This window comes from Collinsella aerofaciens (genome assembly GCF_040910325.1).
In the GTDB taxonomy this organism is placed as follows: Bacteria; Actinomycetota; Coriobacteriia; order Coriobacteriales; family Coriobacteriaceae; genus Collinsella; species Collinsella aerofaciens_BL.
The window spans coordinates 1-22391 of the sequence record NZ_JBDGAV010000011.1; the positions used below are offsets into that span (position 1 = coordinate 1).

Consider the following 22391-nt stretch of genomic DNA (forward strand, 5'->3'; position numbering starts at 1 on the left):
CATGGAGACCTTCACGTCGTCGCCGTACTTCTTGGCGGCCGGCAGGTTGCGGATCTCGTCCAGGCAGGACTCCCAGGTCTCACCGGCGGTCATACGACGGTCGATGGAGATGGCGCAGGAGTCAGCGACAGCGCAACGGCTGGGGCTGGTGTAGAAGATCTGGCTGACGGTGCAGGTGCCGCGGCCCAGGAAGCGGGCATCCTCGAAGTGCTCGGGGTTGTACTTGGGGTCGAGCATCTTGACGAGACCCTTGATGTCGGTCGACTCGTCGCAGCCGTTGTTGTTGAGGGCGCGGACGTCGGCGATGATGTCGGCCATCTTGTAAATGGCGTTGTCGCCGCGGTCGGGAGCGGAGCCGTGGCAGGAGGTGCCGTGAACGTCGACGCGGATCTCCATGCGGCCGCGGTGACCGCGGTAGATGCCGCCGTCGGTGGGCTCGGTGGAAATGACGAACTCGGGCTTAATGCCGTCCTTGTTGTAGATGTACTGCCAGCACATGCCGTCGCAGTCCTCTTCCTGGACGGTGCCGACGACCATGATCTTGTAGCCCTCGGGGATGAGGCCCATGTCCTTCATCATCTTGGCAGCGTAGGTAGCAGAAGCCATGCCGCCCTCCTGGTCGGAGCCGCCGCGGCCGTAGATGATCTCGTCGGTCTCGTAGCCCTCATAGGGATCGGCGTCCCAGTTCTCGATGTTGCCGATGCCGACGGTGTCGATATGGGAGTCGATGGCGATGATCTTGTCGCCCTCGCCCATAAAGCCCATGACGTTGCCCAGGCCGTCGACCTTGACCTCGTCATAGCCAAGGTTCTCCATCTCGGCCTTGATGCAGGCGACAACCTCGCCCTCCTCGCAGGACTCAGAGGGATGGGAGATCATAGCGCGCAGGAAGCGAGTCATATCAGCACGGTGAGACTCAGCAGCGGCCTTGATAGCGTCGAAATCGAGTTCTTTAGCCATTGTTCATAACCTTTCAAACGAAGGAATCTACCTGTGAGGTGGCGGAGCGATACCTATTTACTCCGCCCCAACGATTAGCAAGTGGGATATTCGCCTTCCCAAACAATACGGCGATACTGGTCGGGATCCGTATCGCCCTCGGTGGAGAAGCAGAGCACGGAGCTCGTCTTGTCCAGGCCGATGAGTTCCTTGAGCTCGGCGTACTCGGGATCGAGCATGAGGGTCTCGACCAGGCCGGTGGTCACAGCGCCGGACTCACCGGAGATGACGCGCGGGTCGCCCTTCTCGGGAGCGCCCAGGGTGCGCATGCCGCGAGCGGTGACCCAGTCGGGGCAGGACACGAAGGCGGTGGCGTGGTTGCGCAGGATATCCCAGCCCAAGATGTTGGGCTCGCCGCAGCACAGGCCGGCCATGATGGAAGGCATGTCGCCGTCCACGATACGCGGATCGCCATCGCCGGCGGCAGCGCCCTTGTACAGGCAGGCGGCAGGCGCGCACTCGACCACAACAAAGGTCGGCGGGTTATCGGGATACAGGTTGGTGAAGTAGCCCACCACGGCGCCGGCGAGCGAACCCACGCCAGCCTGGACAAACACGTGCGTCGGGCGGTTGATGGCCATCTCGCGCAGCTGCTCGGCAGCCTCGGAGGCCATGGTGCCGTAACCCTCCATGATCCAGGACGGGATCTTCTCGTAGCCCTCCCAGGCGGTGTCCTGAACGATGACACCGCGCTCGCAGGCATCGGCCTCGGCGGCGGCCATGCGCACGCACTCGTCGTAGTTGACCTCTTCGATGGTCACCGTGGCGCCCTCGGCGGCGATGTTATCGAAGCGGGGCTTGGTGGAACCCTTGGGCATGTGCACGACAGCCTTCTGGCCCAGCTTGTTGGCAGCCCATGCCACGCCGCGGCCATGGTTGCCGTCGGTGGCGGTAAAGAAGGTAGCCTGGCCAAAGTCCTTGGCAAGCTGATCGGAAGTCAGGTAATCGAAGGTGCACTCGGCAACGTCCTTGCCGGTCTCGTCGGCAATGTAGTTGGCCATGGCAAACGAGCCGCCCAGGACCTTAAAGGCGTTGAGGCCAAAGCGATAGCTCTCGTCCTTAACGCACAGGTTGGACAGGCCCAGGCGCGCAGCCTGACCGTCCAGACGGGCAAGCGGAGTGACGGTATATTGAGGGAACGACTGGTGGAAGGCGCGGGCCTTCTTCACGTGGTCGAGACTCATGATTCCCAAGTGCTTGTCATCGCTCTTGGGCATCGTGTTGCCCGCCCACTGGATCTTATCGGCCATACGGTGAACTCCTTAAGTTCTCTCTTGCCGGCCCCCGCATACGCGTTTCAGCGCGATCCCATTCACACGGCTGAACTTTTATGTGGATGCCAAACAAAAAGTTTGTTAGTAATGTTCTACCACACTTTTTGATTGGCATACCTAACGAATTGTTTGTTGCCGTAATCGGTACTTTTTCGCCGCCGAACGGTCACACAACGCAGCGACGCTTTCGTTATTTGCGGTCAAGTGTGGTTTATGGCAAAGTGTGCCCAAACTAATTTTTAGGAAGGCACCCATGACCCCCGCACAGATTGAGTTTTACAAGCGCCTAGCACACGGCCTGGCGCTCCAATTTGGCCCCAACTGCGAAGTCGTCGTCCACGACCTAGAGACCGAGGACGTGGACCACTCCATCGTAGTGATCGAAAACGGCCACGTCAGCGGGCGCAAACTGGGTGACGGCCCCAGCCATATCGTGTTTGAGTCCATGCACGAGGGCACCACCGACGTGCACGACCGCGAGCCATACCTCACCAAAACCACCGATGGCAAGCTGCTCAAGTCCTCTACCATCTTTATCCGCAACGACGAGGGCAAGCCCGTCGGCATTTTGGGCATCAACTTTGACATTACGCTCATGAAGGCTTTTGAGCGTTCGCTCGACGCCTTTACCGGCACCGGCGGCACGGGCTATACCGAGCCCGAGCCCATTACCAAGAACATCGGCGACCTGCTCGAGGACCTGCTGCACGAGTGCGAGCAGTTTGTGGGCAAGCCCGCGGCACTCATGACCAAAGACGAGCGTATTCGTGCCATTGGCTACCTCGACCGTCGCGGCGCCTTCCTCATTTCCAAGTCGAGCGAGCGCGCCTGCGAGTTCTTTGGCATCTCAAAGTACAGCTTCTATAGCTACCTCAATGAGGCCAAGGCGGCAGCCGGCGACAAGTAGGCACTCGCCTGGATTGCCCCTCCCCTTTTGGGTGCGAGTTCTGGAAAGCACGAATCCAAGACCGGGCCGCTTGGGAAGTTCCATATAATCGATGTCATTAGTATTTCGAAAGGATGGAACAGAATGGCGTTGAGCAAGGCATCATGCACCGGTCGCGGATTGATTCCGGCAATTGGTGGACATGTGCACCGCATGTTCGATGAGGGTGAAGACGACCTGTTTTCGCTAAGCCTTGACGACGTGATGGATGATCGCCCGTGGACCGCCGACGAACTCATGGGCGGCGGGGCTCGCCCGTCAAACCCCAATCCCGCACTTGCGCCTAAGCCCGCATCTGCGCCGACTCCTGCGCAGTCGCCCGTTTCGACGCCCGCGCCTACGCCCGCACCCACTTCGGCGCCCACGCCCGTTCCCCGCCCCGCAAGCGACCCGTCCGAGACGGCGGCATTTCTCGCTGCAGCGACGCAGGGCAAATCGGCCGACAGCACCGTTATGTACAACGCCCAGCAGTTACCTGTTCCTGCGGCACGCAAGCTTCCGGTCACAAGGCTCGATGAGCCCGTTGCCCATCAGGTTGCCCACGATTCCTGGGCTGCAGCCGATCTGGATGAGACCTCTACCGGCATGCCGGCGCTCGATGTTCCAGTTAACCCGCTTTTTGCCGCCAACACGGGCGCCGCGGACTATGAGGGCGGTGCGGCATATTCCGATTATTCCGATGACTATGCTGGCAACGGTCGCATCGAGACAGAGGATTATGGCACCGCATCGAGCGATTATCTCAACGATCCGTACGCTGCCACGCCTGCACCGGAATATGACCCGGAGGCCGCGTCCGCACCGGCGTATACCAAAAGCACGGGCGAAGAGCGCTTCGCCGATTATTACGCCAAGGAAAAGGCGCTGCGTTTCTCGGAATTTCCGCAGGCAGTCAAGGTTGCCTTTATCGCCATTGTCATTGCCCTGCTCGGCGTCATTGCGTTTGAGGGATTCCAGCTGTTCCGCGGCCCCACCCAAGCGGAGTCGGAGACCCAGCAAAAAGAGGACGATAACCAGTACCTGGACATCAACACCCTCAAGGGCGACCCCAACGACGAGGACGACGAGTAGCGAGGGTTAAGGGAGGGCCGGAAGAGCCGGCGGCACATTACGGCTCCAAAAGCCCTGTCATAAAGATGGGTAGATACAGCACGTCACCATCGCGGTGAAGATTACATTCCGCAAGTACCAGGGCGCGATCGATTCCGTAGCCCTTCGTTGCCAGTGCGTTATCGAGCGCCGCGTGGGACTTAAAGCTCTTGCCCGATTTGACCTCGATAGCAAGCACTTCCCCATCGAGCGTCTCCTCAACAAAATCGAGCTCGCCGACCTTTTTAGACGTAAAGTAGCGCAATCTGAATCCGTGGGCCTTGAGCTCTTGCGCGACAAAGCCCTCGAATGCCGCCCCCATATTCATGCCAAAGGGGCCTTCTGCCTCTCCATCAAAAACTCCTTGGGCAACCTTCTTGGAATATGAGGACATGAGCATTCCGGTGTCCAAGTAAAACAGCTTAAACAGATTTCGCTGCTCCCCCATTAAAAGAGGCGCTACCGGAGCTGTCACGTTATACACGGGAAGCGCAACACCCGCCTCCGAAAGCCAAAGAAAATGGTCTGTCACCTGCGAAAAACGCTTAACACCGCTAATCGACGACAGCTTGAATCGCTTGTTTTTTGAACCGGCCTCGCTGGGAATCAAATCATAGATATCGCGAATAACCAAGCGTAGCTCGGGCGGAGCGTACTTTGCGATGTCATCGCGATACAGGGCGTGAAGATCGCGGTGGATGTTTCGAACCTCGTCGACATTGCGCGTCGCCAAGAAGGAATTGACCGCGTCGGGCATGCCTCCCACCACCACATACTGATGGAACAGATTGAGCAAGCGGTCATACAGGTAGCCGGGGAGCTCCTCCTCATCCTTTAGACAGCCCCTGAGCATGTCAAACACGCTGGCACCAACGCCATTTGCCCAGCAAAACTCTTCAAAGTCGAGCGGGTACATCTGGACCTGCTCGACATACCCCACCGGCAGGGAATCGATGCCCTCGAGCTCAACGCCAAGGAGCGATCCGGTAAGGATGTATCGAAAGTCGCCGCGCTGGACCAGGTATTTGATAAACGTCACCACGTTGGGGCATCGCTGCACCTCGTCGATAACCACGACGGTCTTGTTCGCAACCATCGGCTGCGTCGCAGCGATAGACATGCGCATAAGCAGGTCATCCGCACTTTTCGCCGCCAAAAACGAATCACGCACGGACGCGTCGGCGATAAGGTCGAACGTCACGACATTTTCGAACGATTCGTTTGCAAAGACGTTGACCAGATATGACTTTCCTACCTGTCGGGCGCCCTTGACCAAAAGAGCCTTGTTAGGCGACGAGGCAAGCCAAGATTCAAACTGTGCTTTCGCTTTTCTCTGCAGCATAAGTGCATCCCTTATTACGTGCTGTTTTAGCACTAGGATACACTTTTCCGCGGTTGTTAGGTGCTCATTTCGACACTTTTTCGAAGTTCTAAAGTGTGCATTACGACACTTTTCCGTACTTTTACACGGGATATTTCGACACTTTTTCGAATTTAAGCCTAACAGCAGCCGGCGAAATCAAGCGCCGCTTGCACGTCATTTCGCAGGCGGCGCTTGATTTCTGTCCGTACACGTTGATAGACTTTCTCTTGCCCGCAAGGAGCGGGCGCGTTTTATCCAGAGTCGGGGTAGAGAGTTGGCTCCACGATCCCGACGCCAACCGGCCAAGAGGCACGGTGGCCCTGCCAACATCGATGAAAGGAGTCCGTATGGACAATTTCTCCGTGCGCAGTGAGCGCAACTTCCACAACCTGGCAACCAAGCCAAAACGAATGCATCTTCTGGACGAGCCGAGCGGCTATGCCTCGGCCATGGTCAAGAGCAGCCTCTCCCACCAGATGCGCTTTACGGTGCAGGTGCTCGAGGAAGAGCTCTGTGCTGCTGGCGGCCCGCACGTACTACAGATTAAGCTGCCCAGAAACGACTCGCGTGAGCCGTCCAGCTGGAAACTCTTCGCCGACGGCGTGTGCGTTGCGGACGGATCCGGCACCTTTGTTATGGATGCTATCGACCAGGGCATGATACAAGCCTGTAAGACATGGGGAGATCACGACGTATTTGCCGACATCGCAGAGGCAATCGTTCTAAGCAAAGCTGCATTTGATATCAAGGAGCGCGCTTGTCAGACGCTTTCATAAATCGCATGGACAGTTGGTCGGTTCCACGCCCAGCACCTGATCGAGGGCATGGTCGCCGCCGGGGTAGACCCGATGCTGGAAGATCTTCTCAGCGCTCCCGCGTAGATTAATCGAGCGCTCTATCGACAAAGATGCATCTACCATAACGGCATGGGGCGTGCTCGCCTTGTACCGACCCCAACCAATCCCGTCGGCGCGACTGCAGTCTCAAACAACCACCGGCACCATCCATCCGCACACGAGAGGCGATGGGCACAGGCGAACCCCTCAACCTCGCTATTCGTAAACTTCATCAGTGTTTCCACATCCCCATCAAAAGAATCCGAAAGACATCCCCCGCTAAGAAAACGCTTCTGAACATCTCGCTTTGCAGGCAAAGCCGCACCGGAGTGATGCAGAGGCCTGCGCAGGGTTTCACGGGTCCCCTTGACGCTGCCTAGCGGAAGTGCCACCCGGCATCCCTTCCATAACGCACGGGTAAACAAAGGGAAATAGCGCCACCCACCGCGCAAGGAAGGACGCCACCATGGATCTCACGAAAACGGCTAGAGAAATTACCCGCCTCATGCTCCCCTACCTGACCACGCAGCAGAACCGCCAGCTCAAAAAGGTTTTATCGCACTGCCTTTTCGATGAAAACCAGTTAGCTGAGAACAGCGGCGACAGTGACAACAAATCATTCCTCGATCTTTTTCTGTCCGCGAAACGCCTCGAAGGTTGCTCGGATAGGACTGTCGCCTACTACGAAGCAACCATTAATAAACTGCTTGAATCGTTCGACACGCCAGCCTGCGACCTGGGAACCGAAGAGATTAGGTCCTATCTTTCCGACTATCAGCAAAAAGCCGGCGTCAGTCGCGTCACCGTCGACAATGTCCGAAGAATCATCTCAAGCTTCTACTCATGGCTCGAAGATGAAGACCATATCATCAAGAGTCCGGTTAGACGCATTAAAAGGGTCAAGGCCCCACAACCCATTAAGGAAACGTATAGCGATGAAGTCGTTGAGATTCTTTGTGATAACTGCGGGTCGCCCCGAAACCTTGCCCTGATCGACCTGTTGCGCTCCACGGGCATGCGTGTGGGCGAACTTGTCTCGTTGGACAGGAGCTCTGTCGACACCATCAATCGTGAGTGCATCGTACACGGCAAGGGAAATAAGGACCGCATCGTCTATTTTGACGCAAAGACTAAAGTCCATATCGAGAATTACCTGTCAACCCGAATGGACAGCTCGGAAGCACTCTTCGTGTCGAGCAAGGCGCCACACGAGAGGCTACAAATTGGCGGCGTCGAGGCGCTGCTTAGAAAACTGGGGCGCGAGCTTGATTTAGGAAGGGTCCACCCTCATAAGTTCAGAAGAACGCTTGCCACAAAGGCAATCGACAAAGGAATGCCCATCGAACAAGTCCAGGTGCTCCTTGGCCATAAAAAAATAGACACCACATTAAGGTACGCAATGGTCGACCAGCGCAATGTCAAAGCATCCCACCGCAGGTACCTAACTTAAATTTCGATTTGTCGACCTGGGCGACGAAGTCGGCGAACTCCTGTTGGAGCTCGAGCGGAGGAACCGGAACCGGCAGCCTTGCCAGCTGAGTTTTAGGGATGTTGACCATGGATTTTGCCGATCCGTGGGCCATGCCTTGAATTAAATCGAGGCCACGGTCACTTCTCATGTACGCAAGTAAATACAGCGCGTTGACATCCTTCGGTTTCATACGAAAGACGAGATCGGGAAACATAAGGCCCCTCACTTCGTTTGGAACATAAACGGTTGTGCCAACTAGCTCAGGCGTATTTTTGCGTGCAAACAAGAGGTCACCCTTTTCGACCTCTTTTATAGACATGAAGTTGTCTTTAGAAATCACTTTGTTTTCGGAGGCGACAAAAGTACCTGAAGATAGCGCGCTCAGCTTAAGGACCCCAAAACCACCAACTCCTCGTGGGCCTTCTCCGCAATTCATACTTTTACCGGTATCAATGGAATCAACGCACTCCGATAGGGGCTTGAAACCCCATTTCTCATCCCCAAACATTTCGACAAATTGTGATTTACAGACGCAGGATGTCTGAATGGGCGGCGATGCTCAGCTCATTTATCTCGGCAAATATGACGGTATAATCACAAGGGCTGTAATTTGTATTTTTGAGCTCATAGGTACCTGAATGACTGAAGAACCGATAAGTAAATCCGAGCTGGGAAACCACTTACTCGGAGCCTGCGATATCCTGCGTGGCCCCATCAACCAGGACGAGTACAAGAGCTACATCACACCGTTGCTCTTCTTCAAGCGCATCTCCGACGTCTACGACGAGGAGACCACCGAAGCTCTAGAGATGTCGGACGGAGACGAAGACTACGCCGCCCTGCCCGAAAACCACAGCTTCGCGGTGCCGGACGGCTGCCATTGGCAGGACGTGCGCAACACCGGCGCAAACGTCGGCAAGGCAATCGTAGACGCCATGGTAGGAATCGAACGAGCCAACCCCGATACCCTCAGCGGCCTCTTCAGTAGCTTCGACGATGCGAGCTGGACAGACAAAGGCAAGCTCTCCGACGAGCGCCTGAAGGACCTCGTCGAGCACTTCTCAGCAAAGAAGTTCGGCAACAGAAACTACAGCGCCGACATGATGGGCGACGCCTACGAATACCTGATCAAGAAGTTCGCCGACATGCAGAAGAAGAACGCCGGCGAGTTCTACACCCCGCGCGAAATCGTCAAGATGATGGTCTCCCTGCTTGAGCCGAAACCTGGCGAGACCGTCTATGACCCCGCCTGCGGCACGGGCGGTATGCTCATCGAAGCCGTGCGGCAGATGGACAACTCCAAGCTAGCTTACGGAAAGCTCTATGGCCAAGAGAAGAACCTCAGCACGTCCGCCATAGCGCGAATGAACCTGTATCTCCACGGCGCGAAGGACTTCCGCATCGCCCAGGGCGACACCCTGCGCGAGCCCGCCTTCCTTGCCGGGAACACCCTCAGGTCGTTCGACTGCGTCCTCGCCAATCCACCCTTCTCCCTTAAGAACTGGGGATCCGCAGAGTTCTCCTCGGACCCATGGGGCCGCAACATCTGGGGTGTCCCCACCGACAAGTCGGCGGACTTCGCATGGGTGCAGCATATGGTCTGCTCCATGGACGAGAAGAGCGGTCGCTGCGCCGTAGTGCTGCCCCAGGGCGCACTGTTCCACGGCGGCAAGGAGGGTGCCATCCGCAAGGAGTTGCTCAAGTCAGACAAGGTCGAGGCAGTGATCTCGCTCGCGAGCGGCGTCTTCTACAGCACCGGCGTCTCCGCCTGCGTGCTGTTCCTCCGGAATGACAAGCCTCCGGCGCATCGGGGCCGCGTCTGCATCATCGACGGTACCGAGATCTTCACCGCCCAGCGCGCGCAGAACATGATCACGGAGGAGAACGCTCAGGAGATGCTCTCCCTCTATCAATCCTACGAACCCGTCGTAGAGAAGTGCGCCATCGCGACGCTCGATGATATAGAGCGCGAGGGTTACGTGCTCTCGGCGAACAATTACGTCGAAAGAAGGCGCGAGGAGATCGAGCCGCCGGCGGAAACCAGGAAACGTTTCTACGACCTCCTTCGCCAGACGAGGAAGTCCGAGGAGAAGCTCCTTGAGCTGCTCTCAAAGGGAGGCTATGTCGATGGAGAGTAGAATCCCCCAGGAAGAGCTGAACAACCATCTATGGAACGCGGCGGTTCTGCTGCGCACCTACATCGATGCCGGCTCGTACAAGCAGTACATATTCCCGCTGCTATTCTTCAAGCGCCTCTCAGATGTTTACGACGAGGAGACCGCCGAGGCATTGGAAGCCTCTGACGGAGATGCGGAGTTCGCCGCCCTTCCCGAGAATCACAGCTTCGCAATCCCGGACGGCGCCCACTGGTGCGATGTCCGCGAGGCCACGGAAAACATCGGTAAGGCCATCGTGGGCGCCTTCCGCGCCATCGAGACGGCCAACGGTTCCAAGCTGCGTGGTATCTTCGGCGACGCCGCCTGGACTAACAAGAAACGACTTCCCGACCGCCTGCTCAAGGACCTCATCGAGCACTTCAGCGCTATAACGCTCTCCATCGCCAATTGCCCCGAGGACGAGCTCGGCCAGGGCTACGAGTACCTCATCAAGAAGTTTGCGGACGATTCTGGACACACCGCTCAAGAGTTCTACACCAATCGCACGGTCGTCCACCTAATGACCGAAATCCTCCAGCCCAGGCCCGGCGAGTCCATCTACGACCCCACCTGCGGCAGCGCCGGCATGCTCATCTCCTCCATTGCCCACCTCAAACAGCACGGAGAGGAATGGCGCAATGTTCACGCCTACGGACAGGAGATCAACCAGCTATCCTCCGCCATCGGACGCATGAACCTATTCCTGCACGGCGTCGAGGACTTCGAAATCGCAAACGACGACACGCTACGGCACCCAGCCTTCCTCGAGGCGGGAAAGCTGCGCACCTTCGATATGGTACTCGCTAACCCTCCCTACTCGATCAAACAATGGGACCGCGAGGCGTTCGCGTCGGACCCCTACGGCCGCAACTTCCTCGGCACCCCGCCGCAGGGACGAGCAGACTACGCCTTCATACAGCACATCCTCAAGAGTATGGACCCACACACAGGCAGGTGCTCCATTCTCCTCCCCCATGGCGTACTCTTCCGCAACGAGGAATCGGAGATGCGCGAAAGGCTCGTGAGAAGCGATCTCGTTGAGGCGGTCATCGGACTCGGCGCAAACCTCTTCTTCAACTCGCCCATGGAGGCCTGCATCCTCATCTGCCGCAGCGAGAAAGCGCCGAATCGAAGCAAGAAAATACTGTTCGTAGATGCCTCTGCCGAGGTAACCCGCAAGAACGCGCAAAGCTACCTTGAGCCTCAACACATCAAGAGAATCGTCGATGCCTACCGATCTGACGAGGACATCGAAGGGTTCTCATCCCACGCATCGTTTAGTGAGCTCGAGGGCAACGCCTTCTCGCTCTCCATCCCTCTGTACGTGAAGCCCTCCAATGATGAAAATGCTGACGACAGAAGCATCGAGGAGACGGTAGAAAGCTGGAGAGCCGCCTCCACAGAGGCCGCGTCCCTGCTCGATATTATTGCTGCGAAATTGCATGAAAACGATGGTGAGTAACATGACCCACGTTTGCCTGGGCGATGTGGCCCGCGAAATCAAACAGAAGGTCCCTGTAGACCAAGAACTGCCGACGGTCGGCCTTGAGCATCTGGACCCCGGCGAAGTCGAACTCGCCCATTGGGACGAAGGTGTCGAGACCACCTTCACTAAGGCTTTCTCAAAGGGGCAGGTGCTGTTCGGGCGTCGCAGGGCCTACCTGCGCAAAGCGGCCGTCGCCCCATTCGACGGAATCTGCTCTGGAGACATCACCGTCATCGCCCCCAAGGACAACCTCTCTCCGAGGCTGCTCCCGTTCATCATCCAGAACGACGCCCTATTCGAGCACGCCGTCACCAATTCGGCAGGCTCCCTCTCGCCAAGAGTCAAGTGGCAGAGCCTTTCGCAATTTGAATTCGAGCTTCCCAGCATCGCTAAGCAAGAAGATCTTGCCGACATACTCTGGACCGCACAAGAAACGAGGTCTCACTACAGGCAGCTGCTTACAGCCTGCGATGACGTCGTCAAATCACAATTTAGCGGCCGGAGGTGCGCAGCGTGACAAGGTATAGGTTCGACCAAATAGCAGAGAACAGCACCGCGAAGAAGAAACCCGAGGACAGCGACCGCGAGCGATATGTCGGCCTCGAGCACCTAGACCCCGGCACGCTCGAAGTGACCCGCTGGGGTGCCGAGGTGACGCCGAAGGGCGGCAAGCTCCTCATGGAGAGGGGCGACGTGTTGTTCGGTCGTCGCAGGGCCTACCAGAAGAAGGTCGGCATCGCCCCGTTCGACGGCATCTTCTCGGCGCATGGCATGGTGCTGCGCCCGAGAACCGACGTTGTCGATCCGGACTTCTTCCCGTTCTTCATTAGCTCGGACGTGTTTCTCGATGAGGCCATCCGCGTCTCCGTGGGCTCGCTCTCGCCGACGGCGAACTGGAAGGACCTCAGGGTCCTGGAGTTCAGCCTGCCGACGTTGGATAAGCAACGCGAGCTTGCCGGCATCCTCTCTGAGGCCGAGCAGCTCAAGGGGTGTTACCGCGGCTTGCTTGCCACCTGCGACGACATCGTCAAATCACAATTTGTCGAGATGTTCGATAAGCCTGGCATTCCGATAAAACATCTTGAAGACATAGCTGATATTCAGGGCGGGATTACAAAGAACAAAAAACGAGAAGCCATGAAGTTGCAGCTTCCATACCTTCGTGTCGCCAATATTCTCCCCAATGAACTTGACCTAACGGAAGTGAAGACCATTGGACTGACGGAACAGGAGTATGAAGCCGTTAGGCTAATATCCGGCGACTTGTTAATTGTTGAGGGTAATGGCAGCGATACACAAATAGGAAGATCGGCAATTTGGAATGGTCAAATTGATCCTTGCGTCCATCAGAATCACCTAATCCGAGTTCGCCTAAGAGACGAGGCCCTCCCGCTTTATGTTCAAACTTTCTTGTCGTCCTCCGAAGGAAGGAGACAAATCATGGCTAAAGCGGTCAATACCTCAGGTTTACACACCTTAAGTACCAGGAAAATTCGATCAATTGAGATTCCTGTGCCTCCGTTTTCCCTCCAGAGAGAATTCGCTGACTTCGCCACTTCGATCGACAAATCGAAATTTGCCGTACAAAAGGCCCTCGATGAGCTAAACGCCACGACGAAGAAAATCTTGAACCAGGAGTTAGGGCTCGGAAATGTTTAACGAGGACAACACCATCGAGCAAATGAGCGTCGAGGCGCTTGCCAGCCTTGGCTGGAGATACGTGGCTGCCGAAGACCTCCCGCGCCGCCATGCCGACGTCATGGTCGAGCCCATGGTCAAGGACGCCCTCATCAGGCTTAACCCGGAGATTGCAGAAGACCCCGATCGCGCCGACGAGATCATCTACCGACTCAGGGCCCTCATTCAGTCCACAAGTCCGCAGAACCTGGTCTCCACCAACGAGCGGTTCAAAAAGCTCGTCATCGAGGAGAACTCATTCCCCTACGGCAAAGACGGCCGCATGGTCCCCATCCGCTTCTTTGGCACGGCGGCGGACGGCGATCTTGACAAAAACGAGTACATCGTCACCAACCAGTGGGTCTACCCCCAGGAACAGGGCGGCAAGCGCCTCGACCTCGTCCTTCTTGTCAATGGATTTCCGCTCGTCATCGGCGAGCTCAAGACGCCGGTGCGCGATTCGATAACCTGGCTCGACGGCGCTGGCGACATCGCTAAATATGAGAAGAGCATCCCGCAGATGTTCGTCTGTAGCGCCATCAACTTCGCCAGCGAAGGAAAATGCTATCGCTACGGGTCGGTGAACATGCCTCCCGAGATGTGGGGACCCTGGCATGAGGGCGACAAGAAGAGCGAGGGCACACTTGCCGACGTCAAGAGAAGCATGGCATCCATGCTCACCCCCTCGAACGTCATGGACATCTTCCAGTTCTTCACGCTCTTCGCCACCGACAAGAAGCATCGACGCATCAAGCTGATCTGTCGCTACCAACAGTTCGAGGGCGCGAACCTCATCGTGGACCGCGTCCGCGCAGGATACCCGAAGTGTGGCCTCATTTGGCATTTCCAGGGCTCAGGAAAGTCACTGCTCATGGTATTCGCCGCCCAGAAGCTGCGCATGGTCCCCGAACTCAAGAACCCGACCGTCGTCATCGTGGATGACCGAATCGACCTCGAGACCCAGATCACAGGGACCTTCAACGCATCCGATATCCCCAACCTCGCAAGCGCCGGCAGCAAGGAGGAGCTTGAGTCCTTCTTCAAGCAGGACATGAGAAAGGTCCTCATCACCACCATCTTCAAATTCGGCGAGGTTGCGGGGACGCTCAACGAGCGCGAGAACATCATCCTCATGGTCGACGAGGCGCACCGCACCCAAGAGGGCGACCTCGGCGAGAAGATGCGACTCGCCTTGCCAAACGCCTTCTTCTTCGGCTTGACCGGCACGCCCATCAACCGAACCGACAAGAACACGTTCCACACCTTCGGTGCCAAAGAGGACAAGTCCGGCTACATGAGCCGCTATTCCTTCGCCGACTCCATCCGCGACCACGCCACATTGCCGCTCCATTTTGAAACCGTTCCCGTCGAGCTCCACGTCAACCAAGAGGTCGTGAACGCCGCCTTTGACGAAATGACCCGAGACCTCAGCAAAGAGGACAAGGCGGAACTCACCAGGCGCGTCAAGATCGAAGCCGTCATGAAGGCCCCCGACCGCATTCACAAGGTGTGTGAACACATTGCCAAACACTTCAAATCGAAGGTTGAGCCCGACGGCTTCAAGGCGCAGGTAGTCTGCTACGACCGAGAGTGCTGCCTGCTGTATAAGGAGGAGCTCGACAAGCTCTTGGGCGCTGATGCAGTCACCATCGTCATGGACACGAACAACGACAAGGAGGACCGGTACAAGGCATATCGTCGCGATCGCGATGCCGAAGAAAAGCTCCTTGACCGTTTCCGCGACCCGGACGATCCACTCAAGATTCTCATCGTCACTGCAAAGCTGCTCACGGGGTTCGATGCGCCCATCCTGCAAACTCAGTACCTTGACAAGCCCTTGCGCGACCACACGCTGTTGCAGGCAATCTGTCGAACCAACCGCGTCTACAACGACAAGAAGACATTCGGTCTCATTGTCGACTATATCGGCCTCTTCGACAACGTCGCCAAGTCTCTGCACTTCGACGAGGCCGAGGTGCAGAAGGTTATAACCAACATCGACGAGGTAAAGGCCGAGCTACCCGGGCTTATGCATTGCTGTCTTGAGTACTTCTCAACGGTCAGAGACCGCCGCAGCGCGGATTGGGAGTCCCTTCTCGAAGCTCAACAATGCCTGCCAACGACAAAGGTGAAAGACCAGTTTGGGGCCGACTTCTCGGTCTTGAACAGAGCGTGGGAAGCCCTTTCGCCCGACGCATGTCTCAATCCCTACAAGCCCGATTTCATCTGGCTCTCGCAGGTCTACGATTCCGTGAGACCGGTAGACAATCGCGGGAAGCTCATCTGGGCAGCGCTCGGGCCCAAGACAATCGAGCTCGTGCACGAGAACATCACCGTCGAGAGAGTCCGAGACGATGACGACATCCTTGAGCTCGACGAGGACATGATCGAGCACTTCATCAACGACAAGAGCAATACCGAGAAGATCACGCGTAAGCTGGAGATAGATCTCGTCGCCCGAATCCGCAGGCACGATAAGAATGGCAAGTTCCAGAAGCTCGGCGAGCGCCTGGAGGACCTGAGGGAACGTCACGAGCAAGGTCTCATCAACAGCGTCGAGTTCCTCAAGATGCTCATCGACCTCGCCAAAGAAGCACGAGCCGCCGAAAAGGAAGTCGTGCCCGAGGAAGAGGAGGACAAGGGAAAGGCTGCTCTCACTGAGCTCTTTAACGGCATCAAGAACGGCGACACGCCTATCATCGTCGAGAACATCGTCAATGACATTGACGAGATCGTTAAGATAACTCGCTTCGACGGCTGGCAAGCTACCACGGCTGGCGTGAAAGAGGTTAAAAAACAGCTCCGTGCCATTCTGTGGATGCGCTATAAGCTCAAAGACCAGGCTCTTTTTGATAAGGCGTATTCGTATATCGAACTCTACTATTAGGTAACAGAAGACAGAGTTCTAGGGACGCTCCGCATTAACCATTTCATAGGATGTGGAGCGTCCCAATTTGAACGAGTAACGTCTTGCGATGGGCGAATGCTGCAGTCCCAATGGCTCGATAACCTTTTCTTAGTCTGGTGTTTAAGTCTTCACTAGAAGCCATCCACACTTTGTAGTTAATTGGTTCCTTCTTCACAGGCGAAACGACAATATTGTCTGCCCCGCCTACCTCCCCTCCGCCTTCAGCCTCAGCAGCAGGTCTCTCAGCTCGGGGCACTTGCTGGAAAGGCGCGTCTGGGGTCGCTCGCCCATCCCCCAACGCTGGCGGACTTCCTGGGCGTGCGGACTCACGCGGTAGTCCCCATCCATCATCTGCTTGAGCAGCTTGGCGGTCACGCGCGCATCGGCTAGGGCGCTGTGGGCGTGGCCCGTCGACGCGTCGAACTCGATACCAAACCACGTCGCCGCGTCACTCAAAGAGACGCACCCGTGGCTGCCCACGTCCATGATCGAGGTGTAAAACGCCTGCAGGTCGGCCCAGTCCGTAGGAAATGCGGCAAGGTCGATGTGTTTTGCCTGGCACTCGGTCAAAAGCTGTCGACGATCCGCCCCGCTCCAACGACCACCTGGGCGGAGTAGCGACCGATCCAATCGCTGAGCCTTTTGATCACCGCATAGAGCGGGTCGGCCATCGCGGTGTCCACGGCCGATATCCCCGTGAGCTCGCGGACGGGAAACGCAACGCCTTCGGTAAATTCTGTCTGCACAAACTGCGAGAACTCGCCTATAACGTTGCCGCGGTTATCGAGCTTGACGGCGCCGACCTCGATAATCTCATTGCGCAGTCCACGGCGCTGGCGCTGCTTTGGCACCGGCGCAAACTCAAAGTCCAGCACAATCTGGCGCGCAAAGTTCGTCGTATCGATAGCCGAGATACCCGGCGTCTTTTCAACTGACACGGTTAGGGCCTTTCTCCGTTGCCTGCCGCTTGCTACATAGGCGGCTACATTGCCGTAAGGATAGGTGGCCGCGCGGACATGAAAGCTGGGCGCAATACCATGCGCCAGGCACACGTCATGCAGACGGCCCCAAGAGAGTTGCCCGCTCTATTCAAATGCATGAAAAAGATTTAGGCCCGGTGACTTGAATCAGCGGTCATCCCGGGCCCATCAGAGCTCGTAGAGCTCTTGGTTGCTTTGGTCTCGCTCTTCACGGCGCTTATCGAACTTTCCGAGGCACTCAAGCAGCATTCGAAGCATAACAAGTCGCTGCCATTAAGGCACTGACCTCTTGACCAAGCAACGGCGCTGCCCAGCTATCACCCTTGGGCTGCCGTCAACTTTATTCTATCCGCGAGCATCTGGTTTACCAAATGGATTTTCGGTAAAGGAAGCACGGCACGCCCGCAAAACCACTACGCCCCAAGTGCCGCCATGGGAATCACCGCCACGCCGTCGTCGCGTGTATAGGCAATGCTCCCCTTTCCAACCACGACCGCCAAAAACGCCGGCGCGGCATTCTGGGCGGCAGGATTGGAGAGCACTTTCCTCTCCAGCGCCTTGAGATTTCTCGCTCCATCGTCTGCTTTCGCATCACTCAGCTTGACCTCGATGGCTCCCCAGCGCCCGTCGTGCTCAACGATCAGATCGACCTCAAGGCCCTTCTCATCTCGGAAATAATGGACACTGTTGTCGACACCGCCGTAGGTGGAAAGGAACACGCGCACGTCGCGCAGGACGAGATTCTCAAAGAGCATCCCCAGCGTTTGCATATCGCCAAGCAGCCGCTCAGGGGTAGCCCCCAGCAACGCCGCCGCAAGTGACGGGTCACAGAAGTAGCGCTTGGGGCGCACGCGAACGCGGGCCTTCGAGCGCATGGGCGGCTCCCATCCGCACAGGTCCTCGGTCAGCTTGAGCCTGTTGAAGAGGTCCAAGTACGCAGCGATGGTCCTCTCGTCGGGGCCCGCCTCACCGTACGAGGCGTCCTTTACGAGCGTCTTGTACGTGACAGCCTGGCTCTCGTTCATGGCAAGAGCTCGCAAAAGGCCGTGTGCAAGCTCGGGCGACATGCCCTCGTCCAGCACGTTGACGTCGAGCACCGAGTGCACGTACTGGCTTGCCGTCTCTCGCGCAAGATCTTCCGAAAGCCCAAGATTTGCAGGCCAACCGCCCCTGCAGCACCAGCGGGCGACGTCATCCACCGTGCTCTCGCGACGCTGAGGGGCAAAATCCTCGCCCTTAAAGAGGCTTGCCAGTGACACGAGCGGCTCGCCGTCGCCCGACTCACACAGGGCCATGGGGCGCATTGACAGACGGGCGATCCTACCCGTGCCGGAATGACGAACATGGCTGCGCTCCTCGCTTTTGAGCGCGGTCGAGCCCGTGAGCAAAAGTGTCCCCCGTTCGTTGCCGCTCGCGTCCACGAAACGCCGGGCGGCATCCCAAACCTCGGGCACCTCCTGCCATTCATCGACCAGGTGTGGCGCATCGCCGATGAGCGCCAGGCTTGGGTCGACCTCTGCCGCCGCACGCTGCGCAGGCTCATCGAGCCTGGAGACGCTCGCCGAGCGAGAGAGCGCCGTCCAGGTCTTGCCGCACCATTTGGGGCCGTTGATCTCCACACAGCCAAACGCCCGCATAAGGGTGTCGAGGCGCTCCTCTATGAGCCGGGGCCTATATCCCTTTTGGGTCAATCTCTTTGGTGCATCCATAGACGGCCGTCCCTCTCTATCACGCTATATGCGAAATTACGCCATTCTCAATGCTGATTTTACGCTACTTTCAATGTAGTTTTTACGCCATGACAGATGTAGTTTTTACGCCATTTTCATTGAAGGTTTTACGCTTGGCATCCTTAGCGCGACCCATTCCGAGCATCACATCAGAGCGTGCTTGGTTATCTCCGCCCTCACATCTCGGCAAACGAGATCAGCTTGACGTCTCCCCTACTCTCCGCGGTATCCCGACATCCCTGCGTAAAGCCGTGCTTCGAGAAGATCGCATAGCTTTTGTGCTGCCGTCTAAAGAGCTCGCTTCGATGCACGAGCTTTTGCAGCACGTCTTCGCCCGCCGGTTCATTGCGCCATTTGCACTCCGCAAACAGCGCAGCGCCCTCGCCATCGTCAACAATCAAGTCGATTTCTTCCTGCGTATGCGTGCGATTGTCCGTCCCCCACCAGCGCCCGACACTCGCCGGAACCACATCGAGCTGGCCCGCGCGCGCGAGTTCGTACACGTATTGTCTGCATATAATCTCAAAGATCGTACCCATGTAATCCGATACGTGCGGCTCAATGCGCTCATACGCCATCTCGGCCATATCGTTTTGAATCAGCCCAATGTTCTGCGGCACAAACTTGTACCAGAACCTAAACATCTGATCGCTCAGCAGATACACGGCTCGCTTATTGCTCGTCTCGTTTAGGGGCAGCTCGCGCTCGACAATCCCAAGCGACGCCAGCTTATCCACATAGCTCTTTACGTTGCTCGCAGGGATTCCCGTAGAGCTCGCAATCTCTGAGATCTTCGAGCGCCCCTGAGCAATTGCTTGCACGATTGCATCATATTGCTCGGGATTGCGGCACTCTTGCAATAGCAGGTTGCTCGGCTCCTCAAAGAGATAGCCCGTAGGAGTAAGAAAAAGACGTTTGATGTTGTCCTTGAGCGGTGCGGCAGGATCGACTTTCTCGATATATGCAGGAATGCCACCCGTCATGCCATAGCAAACTGCAGCGTCTTCGCGACCCATGCTCTGCCACAACCCGAGGGTCGTCGTAAAATCGAGCGGCATGATCTTAAACTGGGCCGTACGCCTACCGTATAGTGGGCTCTCGTAGCCCAACACCTGTTCCTCCATAAACGAAAGCGACGACCCGCACAGGATAAGCATGAGCTTGGTCTCTTTGTACAGGTGATCGATCTTGTCTTGCAGCAACGAGCTGATCTCGGGATTCGATTGGGCGAGATAGGGATACTCGTCAATCACGACAACCAAACGTTCCGTGCGAGCCATGGTGGCCAATGCATCGAACGCTTCGTCAAAACTACGAAACGACACGCCTGCAGCACCAACCGAGCCTGCAAGTATCGCCTGGCTAAAGCCGTGCAGGTTTGCCTCCGCATTGGTACGACGAGCTTGAAAGTAAATAGCCTTCTTGCCTTGGATGAACTCTGTGATAAGGCGCGTTTTACCCACACGACGGCGGCCGTAAATCACAGGCATTTCAAAGGAGCCCGTGCCATACAGTCGATTGAGCTCGGACATTTCCACTGTTCTTCCGATAAACATAGGGCCATCCTTCCTTTGCGTTATAGCTAGCTATATTATACTTTCCTATAATATAGCTAGCTATAACGCAATTCGACAAGCGGCGCACGCAAAAGGGGCGGTACACCCCCGCACGTGGACCGTTCCGGAAAATGTATCCCGTTCTGGAGCCAAAAACTGGGCCGTAGTTTCCGCCAAACATGCCATCCGGAAAGCGTGTCCCGTTCTGAGCCTGAATTCTGGGATGCACTTTCCGCTGAAGCTTCTACCGGAAAGCGAATCCCATTCTGAGCGTCGAATCCGGGACGCAGTTTCCGGTTGAGGGCTGTTCCGGAAAGCTTGTCCCGTTCCGAGCGGCAATTCCGGGTCACAGTTTCCGCAGATACAAGGCGACAGTCCGCCGCCCTTATCACATGCCTTCAAATATGCGATCCAGAAACACAAAACAGCAGATAGAATGCTCTTTTTCAAAAAGTACACGTCCCGAAACTTACCAAGACTTCATATCCAGCTACCGTTCACGGTCGCCGATTACCGCCCACCGATTCAAACAAGAAATATGTCGCCAAAAGCAGGTCATCTACCTGCATGGTTAGATTTTGGTCAGCTTTTGGTCAGCTGAGCGGCAAGTTCCAGCTGATACGTTTTTGCTACCCAAAAGGAGGCGGTAGCTCATGACCCATTGCAATGACCAGCTCATCGACCAACTGCTCACTCAAGCCGAACAAGAGGGGCGCTGTCTGATTCCCCCGAGCACGGCGATCCGAAAAGCGCTCCTTCGGCGCACCGGCGGCACGGTTGTCTCGCCCATGCCGGGGTTGTTTGCGCGAAAAACGCGCTGGGATGAACTCAACCGAGCGCAACGCCATTGCGAAATCCTCCGCGCCCTTGCGATCATCCACCCCGATTGGACGTTCTGCTCGTTTTCGGCCGCCTGTCTGCTGGGGCTCGAGGTCTCGTGGCGACACCTGAATGTCGTGCATGTCTGCAGTGCCACCAAGCCGTCGGCTCGTCCGGGCGCACATATTCAGCGGCACCAGATTGAGCCGGCCGGAGCAATACGCAGAGCCGGCATATCGGTAACGCCGCCCATCCAAACGGTTACAGATTGCCTGTTGCAGACCGGTTTTGCCGACGGTATGCCCATTGCCGATTCGGCGATCTCAAAGCTCGTCCTTGTGCGGGAACAGTTGATGGAGGCCGTCGAGCAACGAGCAACCGCCCGCAATGGTCGCGCGATTCGTACGGCTCTCACAACGCTTCGATATGCCGACGCCCGCGCCGAGAGCGGCGGGGAATCGGTCGCCCGAGCCGTCATGATCGAGACGGGCTTTGCGCCCGATTGGCTTCAATACGAGCTGACGGACCCCTTCAATTCGGCCAAGCCCATACGAACGGACTTTGCCTGGGAGCGCCAGGCGCGGGAACTCACGCTGGGCGAGCTCGACGGGCTCATCAAATATACCAACCAGACCATGCTGGCAGGACGCACCACCGCCGAAGCGCTCGTTGCCGAACGACAGCGCGAGGCGCACCTATCGCTCTACGGTCACCCTCCGCTGCGCTTTACCATGAACGAGGTCCGCTCGGCAGGAATGCTCGCCAAAAAGCTGCAGACGGCAGGCATCCGGCAGACCGCGCTGCCGACATGGCTCAACGAGGTGGACCTGTAGGAGCTGCTAGGCCACGCATCGCCAGATCGCATCCCCCTATCTGGGCCGCGTTTTCCCAACGACCACGCCAACGGAAAGCGCGTCCTAGCCTGGACGCTCAAAACGGGATGCGCTTTCCGGATGGCGGGCCTGGCGGAAAGCGTGTCCCGGAATCCAGCCTCGGAACGGGACAGGCTTTCCGGTTGAGTCCTTCAGCGGAAACCGCATCCCGGAATAAACGCTCAAACTGGGATGCGGTTTCCAAACGGCCGGCCAGCGGAAAACACAT

Annotated in this window: 18 protein-coding genes and 1 riboswitch; of the genes, 10 read left to right on the plus strand and 8 right to left on the minus strand. The window is 57.1% G+C overall.

Going from position 1 to position 22391, the window contains the following annotated elements; all coding sequences use genetic code 11:
• Both AB5Z25_RS05865 and dpaL read right to left on the minus strand, forming a co-directional pair.
• The coding region (locus AB5Z25_RS05865) for a YgeY family selenium metabolism-linked hydrolase (protein WP_368135027.1) at positions 1–960 on the minus strand (960 nt) is incomplete at its 3' end.
• A gap of 74 nt (positions 961–1034) precedes the next feature.
• Complete coding sequence (gene dpaL, locus AB5Z25_RS05870; protein ID WP_118266260.1) at positions 1035–2249, minus strand: diaminopropionate ammonia-lyase; 1215 nt, start codon at positions 2247–2249, stop codon at positions 1035–1037.
• A gap of 277 nt (positions 2250–2526) precedes the next feature.
• Between dpaL and AB5Z25_RS05875 the strand changes: the two genes are divergently transcribed.
• Both AB5Z25_RS05875 and AB5Z25_RS05880 read left to right on the plus strand, forming a co-directional pair.
• Positions 2527–3180, plus strand: coding sequence for a helix-turn-helix transcriptional regulator (locus tag AB5Z25_RS05875; protein WP_022094290.1), 654 nt, complete (start codon positions 2527–2529; stop codon positions 3178–3180).
• Positions 3181–3303: 123 nt separating this feature from the next.
• On the plus strand, positions 3304–4290 hold the full coding sequence (locus AB5Z25_RS05880; protein WP_368135028.1) for a hypothetical protein: 987 nt from the start codon (positions 3304–3306) through the stop codon (positions 4288–4290).
• A gap of 37 nt (positions 4291–4327) precedes the next feature.
• Here the strand turns inward: AB5Z25_RS05880 and AB5Z25_RS05885 are convergent, their stop codons facing one another.
• On the minus strand, positions 4328–5650 hold the full coding sequence (locus AB5Z25_RS05885) for an ATP-binding protein (RefSeq protein WP_368135029.1): 1323 nt from the start codon (positions 5648–5650) through the stop codon (positions 4328–4330).
• A gap of 269 nt (positions 5651–5919) precedes the next feature.
• Positions 5920–6010: riboswitch (SAM riboswitch) on the plus strand.
• 8 nt (positions 6011–6018) lie between these two features.
• Between AB5Z25_RS05885 and AB5Z25_RS05890 the strand changes: the two genes are divergently transcribed.
• Positions 6019–6447 carry a hypothetical protein gene (locus AB5Z25_RS05890; RefSeq protein ID WP_368135030.1) on the plus strand — a complete coding sequence of 143 codons (429 nt, stop codon included), beginning with the start codon at positions 6019–6021 and terminating at the stop codon, positions 6445–6447.
• Positions 6448–6973: 526 nt separating this feature from the next.
• Positions 6974–7957 carry a site-specific tyrosine recombinase/integron integrase gene (gene xerA / locus AB5Z25_RS05895; protein ID WP_195232258.1) on the plus strand — a complete coding sequence of 328 codons (984 nt, stop codon included), beginning with the start codon at positions 6974–6976 and terminating at the stop codon, positions 7955–7957.
• On the opposite strand, the gene AB5Z25_RS05900 is transcribed toward xerA, so the two are convergent.
• Positions 7926–8486, minus strand: a complete 561-nt coding sequence (locus AB5Z25_RS05900; RefSeq protein WP_195232263.1) for a restriction endonuclease subunit S — start codon at positions 8484–8486, stop codon at positions 7926–7928. The two genes, xerA and AB5Z25_RS05900, sit on opposite strands and share 32 nt — an antisense overlap.
• A gap of 130 nt (positions 8487–8616) precedes the next feature.
• Here AB5Z25_RS05900 and AB5Z25_RS05905 point away from each other — a divergent pair, with 130 nt between their 5' ends.
• From AB5Z25_RS05905 to AB5Z25_RS05925, 5 genes are read left to right on the plus strand one after another with little or no spacing between them, the layout of a single operon-like run.
• The gene (locus tag AB5Z25_RS05905) at positions 8617–10116 is read left to right on the plus strand and encodes a type I restriction-modification system subunit M (RefSeq protein WP_195232264.1); all 1500 of its coding nucleotides are present in this window, start codon (positions 8617–8619) and stop codon (positions 10114–10116) included.
• Complete coding sequence (locus AB5Z25_RS05910; protein ID WP_195232266.1) at positions 10106–11596, plus strand: type I restriction-modification system subunit M; 1491 nt, start codon at positions 10106–10108, stop codon at positions 11594–11596. Before AB5Z25_RS05905 ends, AB5Z25_RS05910 begins: the two co-directional genes overlap by 11 nt.
• Before the next feature lies 1 nt (position 11597).
• Complete coding sequence (locus AB5Z25_RS05915) at positions 11598–12137, plus strand: restriction endonuclease subunit S (protein WP_195232268.1); 540 nt, start codon at positions 11598–11600, stop codon at positions 12135–12137.
• Positions 12134–13279: a restriction endonuclease subunit S gene (locus AB5Z25_RS05920; protein WP_368135031.1), complete on the plus strand. Its 1146-nt coding sequence runs from the start codon at positions 12134–12136 to the stop codon at positions 13277–13279. The genes AB5Z25_RS05915 and AB5Z25_RS05920 overlap by 4 nt, the downstream gene beginning before the upstream one ends.
• A complete protein-coding gene (locus AB5Z25_RS05925; protein ID WP_368135032.1) occupies positions 13272–16184 on the plus strand; it encodes a type I restriction endonuclease subunit R in 2913 nt (970 codons plus the stop codon). Before AB5Z25_RS05920 ends, AB5Z25_RS05925 begins: the two co-directional genes overlap by 8 nt.
• A 225-nt stretch (positions 16185–16409) precedes the next feature.
• Here AB5Z25_RS05925 and AB5Z25_RS05930 read toward each other — a convergent pair whose 3' ends face one another.
• The 4 genes from AB5Z25_RS05930 to AB5Z25_RS05945 form a co-directional block, all read right to left on the minus strand.
• Positions 16410–16775, minus strand: a complete 366-nt coding sequence (locus AB5Z25_RS05930; protein WP_368135033.1) for a hypothetical protein — start codon at positions 16773–16775, stop codon at positions 16410–16412.
• Complete coding sequence (locus AB5Z25_RS05935; protein WP_368135034.1) at positions 16772–17143, minus strand: exonuclease domain-containing protein; 372 nt, start codon at positions 17141–17143, stop codon at positions 16772–16774. The genes AB5Z25_RS05930 and AB5Z25_RS05935 overlap by 4 nt, the downstream gene beginning before the upstream one ends.
• Positions 17144–17598: 455 nt before the next feature.
• Entirely contained in the window at positions 17599–18894 is a 1296-nt protein-coding gene (locus AB5Z25_RS05940; RefSeq protein ID WP_006235059.1) for an ATP-binding protein, read from the minus strand.
• Between the two features lie 197 nt (positions 18895–19091).
• Positions 19092–20471 (minus strand): ATP-binding protein, encoded by a 1380-nt coding sequence (locus tag AB5Z25_RS05945; RefSeq protein WP_368135035.1) that lies wholly within the window; start codon positions 20469–20471, stop codon positions 19092–19094.
• A 653-nt stretch (positions 20472–21124) separates the two neighbouring features.
• On the opposite strand from AB5Z25_RS05945, the gene AB5Z25_RS05950 reads away from it, so the two are divergent.
• Positions 21125–22123, plus strand: coding sequence for a hypothetical protein (locus AB5Z25_RS05950; protein ID WP_368135036.1), 999 nt, complete (start codon positions 21125–21127; stop codon positions 22121–22123).
• Positions 22124–22391: the final 268 nt, after the last annotated feature.

Bases quoted from the DNA above. Each gene is read 5' to 3' on its own strand.
- AB5Z25_RS05915 (WP_195232268.1), top strand. From the start codon at position 11,598: ATGACCCACGTTTGCCTGGGCGATGTGGCCCGCGAAATCAAACAGAAG.
- AB5Z25_RS05925 (WP_368135032.1), top strand. From the start codon at position 13,272: ATGTTTAACGAGGACAACACCATCGAGCAAATGAGCGTCGAGGCGCTT.
- AB5Z25_RS05890 (WP_368135030.1), top strand. From the start codon at position 6,019: ATGGACAATTTCTCCGTGCGCAGTGAGCGCAACTTCCACAACCTGGCA.
- AB5Z25_RS05945 (WP_368135035.1), bottom strand. From the start codon at position 20,471: ATGTTTATCGGAAGAACAGTGGAAATGTCCGAGCTCAATCGACTGTAT.
- AB5Z25_RS05900 (WP_195232263.1), bottom strand. From the start codon at position 8,486: ATGTTTGGGGATGAGAAATGGGGTTTCAAGCCCCTATCGGAGTGCGTT.
- AB5Z25_RS05885 (WP_368135029.1), bottom strand. From the start codon at position 5,650: ATGCTGCAGAGAAAAGCGAAAGCACAGTTTGAATCTTGGCTTGCCTCG.
- AB5Z25_RS05880 (WP_368135028.1), top strand. From the start codon at position 3,304: ATGGCGTTGAGCAAGGCATCATGCACCGGTCGCGGATTGATTCCGGCA.
- AB5Z25_RS05940 (WP_006235059.1), bottom strand. From the start codon at position 18,894: ATGGATGCACCAAAGAGATTGACCCAAAAGGGATATAGGCCCCGGCTC.
- AB5Z25_RS05875 (WP_022094290.1), top strand. From the start codon at position 2,527: ATGACCCCCGCACAGATTGAGTTTTACAAGCGCCTAGCACACGGCCTG.
- AB5Z25_RS05910 (WP_195232266.1), top strand. From the start codon at position 10,106: ATGGAGAGTAGAATCCCCCAGGAAGAGCTGAACAACCATCTATGGAAC.
- dpaL (WP_118266260.1), bottom strand. From the start codon at position 2,249: ATGGCCGATAAGATCCAGTGGGCGGGCAACACGATGCCCAAGAGCGAT.
- AB5Z25_RS05905 (WP_195232264.1), top strand. From the start codon at position 8,617: ATGACTGAAGAACCGATAAGTAAATCCGAGCTGGGAAACCACTTACTC.
- AB5Z25_RS05950 (WP_368135036.1), top strand. From the start codon at position 21,125: ATGACCCATTGCAATGACCAGCTCATCGACCAACTGCTCACTCAAGCC.
- xerA (WP_195232258.1), top strand. From the start codon at position 6,974: ATGGATCTCACGAAAACGGCTAGAGAAATTACCCGCCTCATGCTCCCC.